Origin of the sequence: Pseudomonas iranensis (assembly GCF_014268585.2) — a bacterium.
GTDB lineage: Bacteria > Pseudomonadota > Gammaproteobacteria > Pseudomonadales > Pseudomonadaceae > Aquipseudomonas > Aquipseudomonas iranensis.
On the sequence record NZ_CP077092.1, the window covers coordinates 4,611,770 to 4,624,712 of the forward strand.

13 protein-coding genes are annotated in these 12,943 nt (G+C 59.8%); all 13 read right to left on the reverse strand.

Going from position 1 to position 12,943, the window contains the following annotated elements; all coding sequences use genetic code 11:
* Positions 1–36 precede the first annotated feature (36 nt).
* Complete coding sequence (locus tag HU724_RS20690; RefSeq protein ID WP_186567761.1) at positions 37–1,035, reverse strand: ADP-ribosylglycohydrolase family protein; 999 nt, start codon at positions 1,033–1,035, stop codon at positions 37–39.
* Entirely contained in the window at positions 1,032–1,745 is a 714-nt protein-coding gene (locus HU724_RS20695) for a GntR family transcriptional regulator (RefSeq protein ID WP_016770970.1), read from the reverse strand. Before HU724_RS20695 ends, HU724_RS20690 begins: the two co-directional genes overlap by 4 nt.
* Before the next feature lie 272 nt (positions 1,746–2,017).
* Complete coding sequence (araH, locus tag HU724_RS20700) at positions 2,018–2,986, reverse strand: L-arabinose ABC transporter permease AraH (protein ID WP_038861078.1); 969 nt, start codon at positions 2,984–2,986, stop codon at positions 2,018–2,020.
* Positions 2,987–2,998: 12 nt separating this feature from the next.
* Positions 2,999–4,546 (reverse strand): L-arabinose ABC transporter ATP-binding protein AraG, encoded by a 1,548-nt coding sequence (gene araG, locus HU724_RS20705; RefSeq protein ID WP_186567760.1) that lies wholly within the window; start codon positions 4,544–4,546, stop codon positions 2,999–3,001.
* A 53-nt stretch (positions 4,547–4,599) separates the two neighbouring features.
* On the reverse strand, positions 4,600–5,604 hold the full coding sequence (locus tag HU724_RS20710; protein WP_016770973.1) for a substrate-binding domain-containing protein: 1,005 nt from the start codon (positions 5,602–5,604) through the stop codon (positions 4,600–4,602).
* 137 nt (positions 5,605–5,741) lie between these two features.
* Positions 5,742–6,560, reverse strand: a complete 819-nt coding sequence (locus HU724_RS20715; RefSeq protein WP_186567759.1) for an SDR family oxidoreductase — start codon at positions 6,558–6,560, stop codon at positions 5,742–5,744.
* A 270-nt stretch (positions 6,561–6,830) separates the two neighbouring features.
* Entirely contained in the window at positions 6,831–7,706 is an 876-nt protein-coding gene (locus tag HU724_RS20720; RefSeq protein ID WP_186567758.1) for an SMP-30/gluconolactonase/LRE family protein, read from the reverse strand.
* Positions 7,707–7,839: 133 nt separating this feature from the next.
* Positions 7,840–8,556: a FadR/GntR family transcriptional regulator gene (locus HU724_RS20725; RefSeq protein WP_016770977.1), complete on the reverse strand. Its 717-nt coding sequence runs from the start codon at positions 8,554–8,556 to the stop codon at positions 7,840–7,842.
* 191 nt (positions 8,557–8,747) lie between these two features.
* Positions 8,748–9,308 (reverse strand): DUF1285 domain-containing protein, encoded by a 561-nt coding sequence (locus tag HU724_RS20730; RefSeq protein WP_186567757.1) that lies wholly within the window; start codon positions 9,306–9,308, stop codon positions 8,748–8,750.
* Between the two features lie 14 nt (positions 9,309–9,322).
* On the reverse strand, positions 9,323–9,928 hold the full coding sequence (locus HU724_RS20735) for a DUF4823 domain-containing protein (protein ID WP_186567756.1): 606 nt from the start codon (positions 9,926–9,928) through the stop codon (positions 9,323–9,325).
* 117 nt (positions 9,929–10,045) lie between these two features.
* Positions 10,046–11,014 (reverse strand): GTP 3',8-cyclase MoaA, encoded by a 969-nt coding sequence (locus HU724_RS20740; RefSeq protein ID WP_186567755.1) that lies wholly within the window; start codon positions 11,012–11,014, stop codon positions 10,046–10,048.
* Positions 11,015–11,152: 138 nt separating this feature from the next.
* Positions 11,153–11,791 (reverse strand): TetR/AcrR family transcriptional regulator, encoded by a 639-nt coding sequence (locus HU724_RS20745; RefSeq protein WP_016770981.1) that lies wholly within the window; start codon positions 11,789–11,791, stop codon positions 11,153–11,155.
* Positions 11,792–12,142: 351 nt separating this feature from the next.
* On the reverse strand, positions 12,143–12,934 hold the full coding sequence (locus HU724_RS20750; protein ID WP_123443596.1) for a TatD family hydrolase: 792 nt from the start codon (positions 12,932–12,934) through the stop codon (positions 12,143–12,145).
* Positions 12,935–12,943: the final 9 nt, after the last annotated feature.

Genomic DNA, 12,943 nt, shown 5'->3' on the forward strand with positions numbered 1-12,943 from the left:
TGTGGGAGCGAGCCTGCTCGCGAAGAGGCCAGCCAGTCAACGCAAGGCCAACAGCCCCTGCACCAATGGCTCAAGCTCGAGATGATTAACAGCTTTCACCGTCTCGATCATCGGCTGCGGCCAGCACTCAAGCCCCAGGCAAGCCCCGAGCATGGCGCCAAGAATCGCCGCGATGGTATCCGTGTCGCCGCCCAGGCTGGCAGCCATACACAGCGCTTCGAATGCCGTCATCTCGCCGATGGCCACTTGCTGGGCCAGGGCGAATGAAACCACCACCGACTCCTGCGACGCCACCGATGTGCCGATTACGTCGTAGAGCAGATCGGCGAGCAGTGCTTTGTCGCTGTCGACACTGATACTGCGCGCCCAACTGATGCGCGAGGCGATGCGCCCGCCAGCAATCCAATGCCCGTGCGCTTCGGCTTGCTGCGCGATCTGCTGGCCGAGGTTCAGCGCCTCGCCGAGATCGACGTCATTGATGCCAGCGGAGACCACCGCCGCCACCGCCGCCGCACTGGAAATTCCCAGCGTGGTGTTATGCGTCACTTGGCAAGCCTGCACGACCGCCGCAATGAAGCGCTGCGGATCGGCCACGTTTGCGGCAATGCCCACCGGGGTGATGCGCATCGCCGCGCCATTGGTGGTGCCGTAGCGCCCGGCTTCTTCCGGGGAATGCCCGGTGAGGATCATTTCAATGGCGCGCTTGGTCGACGGGCCGAGCAAGTCCTGCGAGCCTTTGGCCTGCATCTCGGCTTCCCACTCGATCAAGCGCTGGGCGAGGACCGCCGGCTCGATGCGGCCGTGGCCTTCGACCAATAACTCGCCGACCAGAATCGCCTGCTCGGTGTCATCGGTAATCGAGCCTTTGGGCATGTTCGCGGCGATCGGTTGCAAGGGACCTGCGTCTTGCAGATCAGTGATCTGGCCGAAGCGCGCCTTGATCGTTTCGCGATCGAGCGATTGCGTCGGCATGCCCAGCGCGTCACCCAGGGCCAGACCATAGAAAGCGCCAAGCGCACGATTGAGCGCGGTCATTTCGATTCTCCGAATTGCAGGTGCAGACGAAAGTGCACCGGGTCGAGCAGGCTCTCGACCTGTTCCATGAAACGGTTCTGCCGGTCGTAGGTGGTGCGCAGGGCTTTGAGAAACACCGTGCCGACCGGGCGACCAAGCAGCTCGGCATCTTCAGCATTCAACGGCTCGGCGCCGATCCACTGATCGCCGCGCTCGCCGATGTAGCCGTAGGCGGCCAGGGTGATGGTCAGGGAATTGTCGATCAAACCGACGCGAGGCAGGCTTTCCAGGCCGCCGTTGGCCGGCATCAAGGATCGTTCCAGAGACACCAGCGTACCGTCGGTGGCGCGCCGGCGACGGTCGAGGGTGATGAATTGATCGGTGCCGAAACGCACCAGCAGATCCGGGCGGGTAACGGCTTCGAGGCGTAACACTTCGGTATTGATCAGCGCCCCGCTGTCGGCCAACGCCTGCGCCCAGCCGCTGCGCTGATCCAGTGCGACACCGTCGAAAGTGACGATGGAACCGACACCGCTCTGCGTGGCGATGTAATTACGCCGCTTCAGTTCGGCCAGCGCCTCACGCAAGGTGCCACGGCTGACCTGGAATTCTTGAGCCAACTGATGTTCGCCGGGCAACAGAAAACCGTCCTCCATGAGGCCGCTCTCGATGCGTCGGACGAGCTCGTCGACCACCCGTTGTTTCTTGTCGAATCGTACCTGTCTAATCATGTACAAATTGATAACCGAAACGGGACGTGGCGGGCAACAAAAATTTGAGGGAGGTGACCGGTGGAGAGAGCAAAATCAAGAGCCCCTCACCCTAGCCCTCTCCCGGAGGGAGAGGGAACTGATTGGGGAGTGCTCAGGAAATGCGCCGAACTGATGTTGTGTTAGAGAATCCACAATCGACCCGATATTTCAGGTCGATGTAGAACGCAAGACACCTCGGTCGGCCCCCTCTCCCTTTGGGAGAGGGCTGGGGTGAGGGGTAGCTTTTGACGTTAGCGTTGTTTCAAGCGATCAATGACCACGGCCAGCAACAGAATCGAACCCCGAATCACATACTGATAAAACGTGTCGATGTTCTTCAGGTTCATCGCATTCTCGATGATCGCCAGAATCAGCACCCCGGCAATCACATGGCGAATCATGCCGATGCCGCCACTCAGCGAAACCCCGCCCAGTACGCAAGCCGAGATCACCGTCAGTTCAAAACCCTGACCAATCATCGGCTGCCCGGAAGTCATCCGCGAGGCCAGAATCACACCCGCCAGCGCACCGATCAAACCATGCACGGCGAAGATGATGATCTTGGTCCGGTCGACGTTGACGCCCGCCAGCAACGCCGCTTCCTGGTTGCCACCGATGGCCATGGTGTTGCGCCCGTAGGTGGTGTAGTTCAGCAGCCAGCCGAAAAACAGGAAGCAGACAATGGTGATCAGAATCGGCACCGGCACACCGAACAGCTGGCCGTTACCGAAGACGAAGAACGATTCCTGCGACACACCGACCGCTTTGCCGTTGGCAAAAATGTAGGCCAGACCGCGAACAATCTGCATGGTCGCCAGCGTCGTGATCAACGCATTGACGCGCAACTTGGCAATCACGATGCCGTTGATCAGACCAACGATCAGGCCCATCACCAGTGCTGCGCTGACGCCGAGAAACACGCTGTTGGTGTCACGCATCACCACCGCCGCGACCACGCCGGCACAGGCGATCACTGAGCCGACCGAGAGGTCGAAGTGCCCGGATGCCAGGCAATAAAGCATGGTGCACGCGGCGATGCCGGTGGTGGAAATCGCCAGGCCCAGGCCACGCATGTTCAGCGGCGAGAGGAAGTTGTCGATCAGCAGTGTGCAGGCGACGAAGATGCCGATCGCCGCCAGCAGCATGACCCAGTCATCGAGGAAGCGCCGCAGGTCCAGCGGTTTGCGCTCGGTCGGCAGGGTTTCATTTTGCGTAGTCATCATAGTCACCTCTCAGTTCGCCACGCCGTCAGCGCGGTGGCGTGGCAAAGCCAGTTGCAGCAGGTTGGATTCATTGGCCTGGTCGCGGCTGACTTCGCCGCGCAGGGCGCCTTCGCACAGCACCAGGATGCGGTCGGAAATGCCCATCACTTCCATCAGATCGCTGGACACCACGATCACCGAAATACCGTCGGCGGCGAGGTTATGAATGATCTGGTAGATCTCGGCCTTGGCGCCGATATCGATGCCACGGGTCGGTTCGTCGAGCAGCAGGACTTTCATCGGCATCGACAGCCAGCGGCCGAGAATGGCCTTCTGCTGATTGCCGCCGGAAAGGAACTTGATCTGCTGGCCGGCGTGCGGGGTTTTCACTTTCAGGGCCTTGATCTGCTTGTCGGCGTTGCCCTTTTCCCACAGGCCGCGAATCAGGCAGCCGAGCCCGGAATGCGCACCACGGGCACTGATGTTGATGTTCTCGGCGACACTGGCCAGGGGGATGATGCCTTCTTTCTTGCGATCTTCCGGGCAGAGCAGAATGCCGGCGGCAATCGCGTCACGGGGCGAGCGCAGCTTCAGCTCATGACCGCGCAATTCGAGACGGCCGGCGGTGTTGCGCTCCAGTCCGCTGAGCAGGCGAAGCAGCTCGGTGCGCCCTGCCCCGACCAGTCCGAACAGGCCAAGGATTTCGCCTTTGTGCGCTTCGAAACTGATCGGCTCGCGCAGGCCCGGGCCGAGCAAACCATCGACTTTCAACGCCACGGCGCCACGCGGACGATGGCGGTAATCGTAGATGTCCTGAATGTCGCGACCGACCATGCAGGTCACCAGTTGATCGTGGGTCAACTGGCTCATGTCCTCGAAGGTACGCACGTAGCGGCCGTCCTTGAACACAGTGACGGCGTCGCAGATACGGAAGACTTCTTCCATGCGATGGGACACGTAGAGCACCACTTTGCCTTCGTCGCGCAGACGACCGATGATCGCCATCAAGCGATCGATCTCGCGCGCCGAAAGGCTGCTGGTCGGTTCGTCGAAAGCGATAACGTGGGCGCCGCGCGACAGCGCTTTGGCAATTTCCACCAACTGCCGCTGACCCAGCGACAAGCGCCCGACCTTGGTTTGCGGATCGATTTCGTCGGCCAGGCCTTTCAGGCAATTCAAGGCTTTCTGGCGCAGCTCACTGCGATTGATCAGGCCGAAACTGGCCGGCAGATGCCCGAGAAACAGATTCTCGGCCACGGTCATTTCCGGGACCAGATGCAGTTCCTGGTGAATCACCGCGACGCCGCTGCCGATGCTGTCAGCGGTGGACTTGAACGCCATCGCCTGCTCGCCGATCTGCAGCTCGCCGCTGCTCGGAATGTAGGCGCCACCGAGGATTTTCAGCAGGGTCGATTTGCCCGCGCCGTTCTCGCCCATCAAGGCATGAACCTGGCCGGGGTGGGCGACGAAGCTGATGCCGTCGAGCGCTTTCACGCCGGGAAAGGTCTTGCCGATCCCGTTGAAGCGCAGGCTGCCGCTGGCGCCATGTTGTTCTTGTGTCTGTACTTGCGCGTGCATAAAGCCACCTCTTCACACCGAAAAACGGCCCGGCTGCCCGGGCCGTCGCTGCCTCAGTTCCACAAGCCGATTTTTTCCAGCTCTTGCTTGAAGTTTTCGCGGGTGATCAGGGTGACGTCATCCATGGCGGTGTACTTCGGCGGCTCTTTGCCGGCGGTGATCCACTCGTACATCATCTCGGCAGTCTTGTAGCCTTCGATGTGCGGACTTGGCAGCATCGAACCGAAGAAGCCGCTGTTAGGCTTTTTCAACTCGCCGATGGCGTCGGTGCCGTTGATGCCGATGCCGATCACGTTGCTCGCGGCAAACCCGGCCGCTTCGGTGGCGCGCACGCCGCCGAGCACGGTGTTGTCGTTCATGCCGCCGATGATCAGGTTCTTCGCCGCGCTCGGCAGTTTCACCAGCGCCGAGTTGGTGGCGTCCATGCTGCCCGGTACGTCGAGGGTTTTCAGCGCGGCGAAGAGGATGTGGTCCTCCGGCATGCCGGCCTTCTTCAGGGCATCGACCGAACCGTCGGTGCGCTTCTTGCCGGTGTCGAGTTCGTTGTAGGTATTGACCACCGCGTAGGTGTCTTTCCAGTCCCAGTTACGCTTTTTCGCTTCGGCAGCCATGGCGGCGCCCTGCTTCTGGCCGACTTCAAACGCGGCCATGCCCAGGTACGGCACGTCTTCCATGAATTTGCCGTTGGCGTCGACAAAACGGTCGTCGACGGCAATTACTTTCAGGTCGTTGATCTTGGCTTTGGCCATGATGGCCGGGCCGAGGGACACATCCGGCGGGCAGATCACGAAGCCCTTGGCGCCGTTGGCGGCCAGGCTGTCGATGGCCGAGAGGGTCTTCTCGCCATCCGGTACGGCAATCTTGATCAGTTCAAAGCCTTTGTCCTTGGCGGCTTTTTCGGCAAAAGCCCATTCGGTCTGGAACCACGGTTCTTCGGCCTGCTTGACCAGAAAACCGATCTTCACCGCGTCGGCGGCGAGCAGCGCACTGCTCAGGCTGAACGCAGTGACCGCCAGGGCAGTGCTGCACAGGGTACGAATCCCGAAACGACGTTTCATCAGATGACTCCTTGTTATTTTTTTTGAGCAAGGTTTGAAAAGCGTTGAAGCGTGTTCTCAGTGAAGCTGGTTGAAAATAGTCATATCGTATGATGATTGGATTTCAAGCGTAGTTCAGCGCTGGAGATCCGTTTTATTCAGTCGTGGTACATCACCGAGCGACCACCATCGATGGTGATGCACGAAGCATTGATAAACGGTGCCTCATCGCTGGCCAGAAATACCGCCGTCATTGCCACTTCGATCGGCTGGCCGATGCGCTTGGGCGGATGCAGGTCGAAGGCGCGCTGCCGCTCGGCATGCGGATCGGCAAAGCCGTTCCAGTAATCGACGTTCAGCTGCGTTTCGATGTAGCCCGGCGCGATGGCGTTGACGCGAATGCCTTTGGCCGCGTATTCGATGCCGAGTGCACGGGTCAGGCCGAGCAAGCCGTGCTTGGCTACCGGGTACGGAAAGCAGCCGGGAATGATGTGGCTGGAATGCGTCGAGGCGATGTTGATGATGCTGCCCACGCCCTGCTCGATCATCTGCGGCAGCACGGCTTTGCAACCATACCAGGCGCCGTCCAGATCGATGGCAAAGCAGCGGCGCCAGTCCTCTTCGGTCATCTGCATAGGATCGCGGAACACATTGACCCCGGCGCAGTTGACCAACACATCGATGCGGCCATGCAATTCCACGGCGCGTCGGGCCAGGGCATGCAGATCCTGCTGATTCGATACGTCGACCTTGAGCGCCTGCACGTCATGGCCCTGATCGCGCCAGTGAGCGGCGACCTGCTCGACCTTGTCGGCCTGGATGTCGCTGATGAGTAATCTGGCTTGCTGCGAGGCGAAGGCGGCGACAATCGCTTCGCCGATGCCCTGAGCGGCCCCGGTCAACAGCACGACCTTGTTTTTCAGGCGCTCGCCTTTCGGCGGCGCCGGCACTGGTGGCAATGTCAGCGCTTCAGCCATGGCTCAGGCCTCCTGCACGCAGGCGCAAAAAAACCGGGCATCGGTCGATGTCCGGTTCTGACGGCTGGGGAAAACAAACAGGCAAGCGTCGCCGACGGCATTAAGCCGTGACAAAAGGCGGATCCCGCTTGCGCGGGCGAGAAGAATTCGCTGCATCACTTCACCTGTTTTGTTCTTTTTAAGTGTGAGTGCGTGTCACTGCTGGAGCCGACTATAAACCCGACCGCCAAATAATCTCAATATATAATTTTGCATCCCATATTTTGGGATCTAGCCAGCAAAACGCGTACAGAGTTTTCCTGCAACGTCGACGCGCATGCTCAGCACCGCGCCATCCAATGGATGATTCAGTGGACTCTTCGCGCTAGTGATGAACAGGGTTTTCAGGTCTTCGCCACCGAAAACGCAACTGGTCGGGCGACTGACCGGCAGATCGATCTTGCGGTCCACCTGCCCGTCCGGCGTCAGGCGCAGAAGGCAACTGCCGTCCCAACGTGCATTCCACACGTAGCCTTCGGCGTCCATCGCCGAGCCATCGGGACCACCGTGTTGATCGGACGAGTAAAACACCTGCGGCGCATCGAGACTGCCGTCGGTGCGGATGAAATATCGATTGAGCGTGCTGTCGAGACTTTCACCAAACAGCAGCATGGTGCCGTCGTCGCTCCACAACAAGGTATTGGGAATGCCCAGACCGAGCAGCAGCGGTGTCACGCGCTGATCGGGATCGATACGGAACAGGCCTCCGGAACGGCGCACCAGCGGCAGATCCTCGCCGTGCTCGCCGATGTTGTTTTGCATGGTGCCCAACCACAACCGACCCAGGGCATCGCAACGGGCTTCGTTGGGGCGGTTGCCCGGTTGCGGGTCGGCAACGCAGAACAACGTCAAGCGTGGCTCGAGGCCGGGCGAATCGAGATCCAGCCGATATACACCGCTGTTCAGCGTGACCAGCGCATCGCCGCTGGCGCAAGGAATGAAGGCGGAGATGTGCTCGGGCATCTGCCAGATCTGCACGTTCTGACCGATCAGGCGCAACGCTTGCTTACCGGCGATATCGACCCAGTAAAGCGCTTGGGTCGGCGCATCCCAGAACGGGCCTTCGCCGAGTTTCGCGCGGTGTTGGGTCAGGGCGGTGAACGGCATATCAAGTCCTTCTGAGTTGTTGTTTTACTGTGGAAGCGAGCTTGCTCGCGAAGGCGGAGTGTCAGTCAATGATGATTTATCTGACCTCACGCATTCGCGAGCAAGCTCGCTCCCACAGGATGTCTCGACATTTTCAGCTAGCTTTTCTACTGGCCATGACTTTCGGGTAAAAGCGTTTTATCGCCAGGTCGGCGTTGTCGATCAAGGTCATGCACGCCCACACGCCACGGGTCGAATCGCGCGCGGCGATGGCGTCGGCCATGTCTTTATGGATCGGCAAGGTGCGGCGCAGTTCATCGGGATCGGCGGCGGAGACTTCGAACGACACCGCCAGCAACGCGCCGAGGGCCGGGACCATTTGTTCGATGAACTGATTATGGCTGGCGGCCAGGATGCATTCGTGGAAGGCCTGGTCGGCACGGTTGTAATCGATGCCACTGTCGACTGCACGTTCCAGTGCATTGAAAGCCAGTTGCACCGCTTCGATCTGCTCCGGCGTTGCGCGCTCACAGGCCCAACGCACCGCCATCGGCTCAATGGTGCGGCGCAAATCCAGCAGGTCATCGACGAAGTTTTCCGGCAAGCCGTTGCGCGATAGCCAACCGACCACTTGCGGATCGAACAGATTCCAGCGCCGGACCGGCAACACCCGCGTGCCGACTTTCGGCCCGACTTCGAGCATGCCTTTGGCGACGAGGGTTTTGATGGCTTCGCGAATCACCGTGCGGCTGACACCAAGCTGTTCGCCCAGATCCGCCTCGACCTTGATGGTCTGCCCCGGCTTGACCTGACCGGCAGCAATCCAACTGCCCAGCCAGTCAACGGTCGACGCATGAAAGCTGCTGGACATGTACACCTCAAGGCGAATCGCGATGGGTGCCTACGCTAATCATCATATGAATAACAGTCAATCGGATTTTTCAGCTTGCACAGACCATCGTGGGAGCGAGCCTGCTCGCGAAAGCGTCGTGTCAGTCAAGATTGCTGGCGACTGATACACCGCGTTCGCGAGCAGGCTCGCTCCCACATTTTGATGTTGTGTCAGGGTTCCAGGCCGATGCGAAAGAACTCGCCGCCACTCCACACGCCCAACCAGCGCTGACCATCGATCTCGCGGCTCACCGCCAGTTCCACCAACTGGTAAAACACATTGCGGTGAATCAGCGCTTCAAGGTTGCTGCGCACATGCACATAGGGCGCAGGCTCTTGGGTCTGAGGATCGATCTCGACACGGAGCGGATGCTCTGCCCCCGCCTCGATGGTTTCCTCGACGTTGCTGGTAAAGCGCAAAACCTGCGCCTCGCCCTCGCCTTGCACTTCCACGGCAACCGCTACGAACGGCGCATCATCGACCTTGATCCCGACCTTCTCGACCGGGGTGATGAGGAAGTAATCATCGCCGTCGCGGCGGATGATGGTGGAGAACAGTTTGACCATCGGCTTGCGCCCGATCGGCGTACCCAGGTAGTACCAGGTGCCGTCGCGGGCAATGCGCATGTCGATGTCACCGCAGAAATCCGGGTTCCACAAATGCACCGGTGGCAGGCCTTTGGTCTTGGGGATCTGCCCCAGCAGGTCATTGGCTGTTTGCGGGTCACTCATGGCGTACTCCTTGATTACTGGTCGCCGATCCCCAGCAGGCTGCGTGCGTATTGCGCCAGTGGCGGACCGATGAGGTCTTCGGGTTTGGAGTCATGTAACGTCAGTAAACCGCCACGACTCTTGATCCGTGCAGTATCAATCAAATACTGGGTGCTGGTCTCGATCAACATGATCTGAATCACGCCGCCGTCGATACCGAGGCGATCCACGGCTTCCTGGTCCAGCCACTCGTCAGAGTTGCCGATGCGGTCGTCAGCCTTGGCGAAACGTGTGTACAGCAGATAATGCGCGCCGGCATCACGGGCTTCGCCCATGGCTTGATCGAGGCCTTCCGGCGCACGGGCGCGGCGGACCATCGGGAAATATTCGACAAAGCCCTTGAAGGCTTCTTCGGCGACCACGTTCGGCCGTGGATAGGAACCACCCGGCGGTGCGAACGCGCCCTGGGCGATGAAGATGAACGAGTCCGGCTGAATGCGGATATTGTTCACCCGGCGGCTGTCGCTGTGGTCCAGAAGCCCCGCATCGCTCATGTGATAACGAGTGCCTTCGGCCATATCGCTGACATTCATGCAGCCACCAAGCGCCAAAACGGCCAGCAGCAAAACCAGGCTACGCATCCTATTCCTCCAGAAGCCGGTGTCGGAAAACCGGCGAATGGCCGTTGGATGCAGCTTTTGCGCCAGCTCGACAAATTCAGTGATAGAGGCATTCGACCTGCTCGCGAAAGCGATTACTCAGCCACCAATAATCTTCATGACAGTAGCGCCGCCAGAGAACGCCACCTCCTGCTTGTCACCCAACGCTTTGACCAGCAAACGTTGCAGCGCCGGCAACGCCTGGTGGCGCGGCTTGTCGAGCAGATCGCCGACATAGTGGCGGTTGCTCGACGACAAACAGCCATGCAGCCAACCGGTCGATGACAGGCGCAAGCGCGAACAAGTGCGGCAGAACGGCACGCTTTCGTTGGCGATCACCCCGAAATTGCCGCGACCGGGAATCGCATAGCGCACAGCCGTGGCGTCCACCGGTGCGTCGGTCTGGGCGTATTCATAACGTTCGCCGATCAGGCCGAGCAACTGCTCAAGGCTGACGAACTGCTGCAGGAAGGCATTGGAATCCTTGGCCAGGTGGCCCATGCGCATCAGCTCGATGAAGCGCAGTTCGAAACCGCGCTCCAGACAGTAGTCGAGCAGCGGCATGACCTGATCGAGGTTTTGCCCGCGCAACGGCACCATGTTGACCTTGATCTTCATCCCGGCGGCGGCAGCCTGATCCATGCCATCGAGCACGCTGGGCAGGTCGCCGCCACGGGCGATGCTGCGAAAAGCCGCAGCATCGAGAGTATCGAGGGAAACGTTGATCCGGCGCAGACCGGCATCGACCAGCAGCGGCAGTTTTTTCGCGAGGAGTTGACCGTTGGTGGTCAGGCTGATGTCGTCGAGGCCCATCTGGCCGACGGCAGTCATGAACGATTCGAGTTTGGGGCTGACCAGTGGCTCGCCGCCGGTGATGCGCAGGCGCTCGATGCCGGCCGCTTCGATCAGGTATTCGACGCCGCGGGCCATGGCCTCGGCCGACAACTCATCCTGCGCAGCCACCAACCGCTTGCCGTTGGGCACGCAGTAGGTACAGGCGTAATTGCAGGCAGAGGTCAGGCTGATGCGCAGATTGCGAAAACGCCTGCCTTGACGGTCAACGATCATGAAACACTCCGGCGAAAGAAAATCGAGCGAGCAAAACTTGACTGAGAAATCAGGTTTTAGCAAGCCCTATGCCTGAGTATATTCCTGCGCTATTGCGCCATGTTGTGAAAACACGGCGCAATCAGCCCGCTGAATGACTTAGGTGCTCGGCGTTTCCGGGTCGCGCTTGCGCTTGTTGCCCATGCGCACGCCGATGTCCATCAGGAACTGGAAGAAGCCTTCCTGATCTTCCAGCACGTTGCTCCAGAACGGCGAGTGATACAGCGCCACCGCGCCGTGCACCAACGCCCAGGATGCGCAGTAGTGGAAGTACGGCGGCACGTCTTCGAGCTTGCCTTCGCTGATGCGACCCTTGATCAGCAGGGTCAGGCGTTCGAAGTTCGAGGCACGGATCTTGTGCAGCTCCTCGACCATCTCCGGCACCTGATTACCCTTGACCACTTTCTCTTCGAGACGGTCGAACAGGCGATAGCGCTGCGGGTCGCGCATGCGGAATTCGAAGTAGGCGCGCGACAGCGCTTCCTTGTCCTTGTCGACATCCGCCGAATGCAGCAGCTCGTTCAGATCGCGCTCGTAGTCGAGCATCAGGCGCAAGTAGATCTCCGCCTTGGATTTGAAGTGCTTGTAGATCGTGCCTTTGCCGATACCCACGGCATCAGCAATCATCTCGACGGTGACACTGTCTTCACCCTGGTCGAGGAACAGCTTGAGCGCGGTATCGAGAATTTCCTGCTCGCGGCGACGAAATTCACGGACCTTACGAGGTTCTTTATGCATAAGAAAAAGGTCTGATGGGTCAAAATTCGAAGCCGCGTATTATGCCTAACTTGCGCAAAAAAGCACGGTTCATCGACCAAATCTGTGTTTCTTGTTCATTTCGAGAACGATTCGAGTGCAATGAGAACTCAACTGAAGCAAACGTATTCCAAATTTGTTTAAAAACCCCGACCGGCTCACTGGACTGCACGCCAGACTGATCAATACTTGAACTGTCGGGCGACATCTCCCCCAAGTGTCGTGCCGGTAAAGGTACCAACGGACCGCGTGCCTTTGTTTTACTCCTAATGGTCTTAACCCGGATTCACCCCCCAGAACCCGGGTTTTTTTTGCCTGCGATTTGGCCAGCCGTCACAGGGCAGATTTAACACTCGCCAGCGGGAACAGACGCTTGAAGTTCTCTGTGGTCTGCTCGGCAAAGCGCTCGTAGTTCTCACCACGCAGCATCGCCAGAAACTCCGCCACTTCGCGCACGTACTGCGGCAGGTTCGGCTTGCCGCGATACGGAATCGGCGCCAGATACGGCGAATCGGTTTCCACCAGCAAGCGATCGGCCGGCACTTTGCTCGCCACGTCACGCAAGGCATCGGCATTGCGGAACGTGACGATGCCCGACAGGGAAATGTAATAGCCCATGTCCAGCGCCGCTTTGGCCATGTCCCAGTCTTCGGTGAAGCAATGCAACACACCGGCCTGAGGCAACGCCGCTTCGCGCAGCAGTTCCAGGGTGTCGGCACGGGCGCCACGGGTGTGGATGATCACCGGTTTGCCGGTCTGCTGCGCCGCTTGCAGGTGCAGGCGAAACGACTCCTGCTGCAACTCGGCAGCTTCCGGCTCGTAGTGATAGTCGAGACCGGTTTCGCCGATCGCCACCACTTTCGGGTGATCAAGTTCGTGCAGAAGCCAATCCAGCGCCGGTGCCGCGCCCGGCTGAACATCCAGCGGATGCACGCCGACCGAACAATCAACATCGGCATACCGCTCGGCAAGGGCTTTGACGTCAGCGGCGTTGTCGGCACTGACGCCGATGCACAGAAAATGTCCGACCCCACGCTCGCGGGCCGCAGCGAGTGCGGCATCCAGCGAGCCGTCATGGGCGGCGAGGTCGAGACGATCAAGGTGACAATGGGAATCTACGAGCATAAAAAGGAC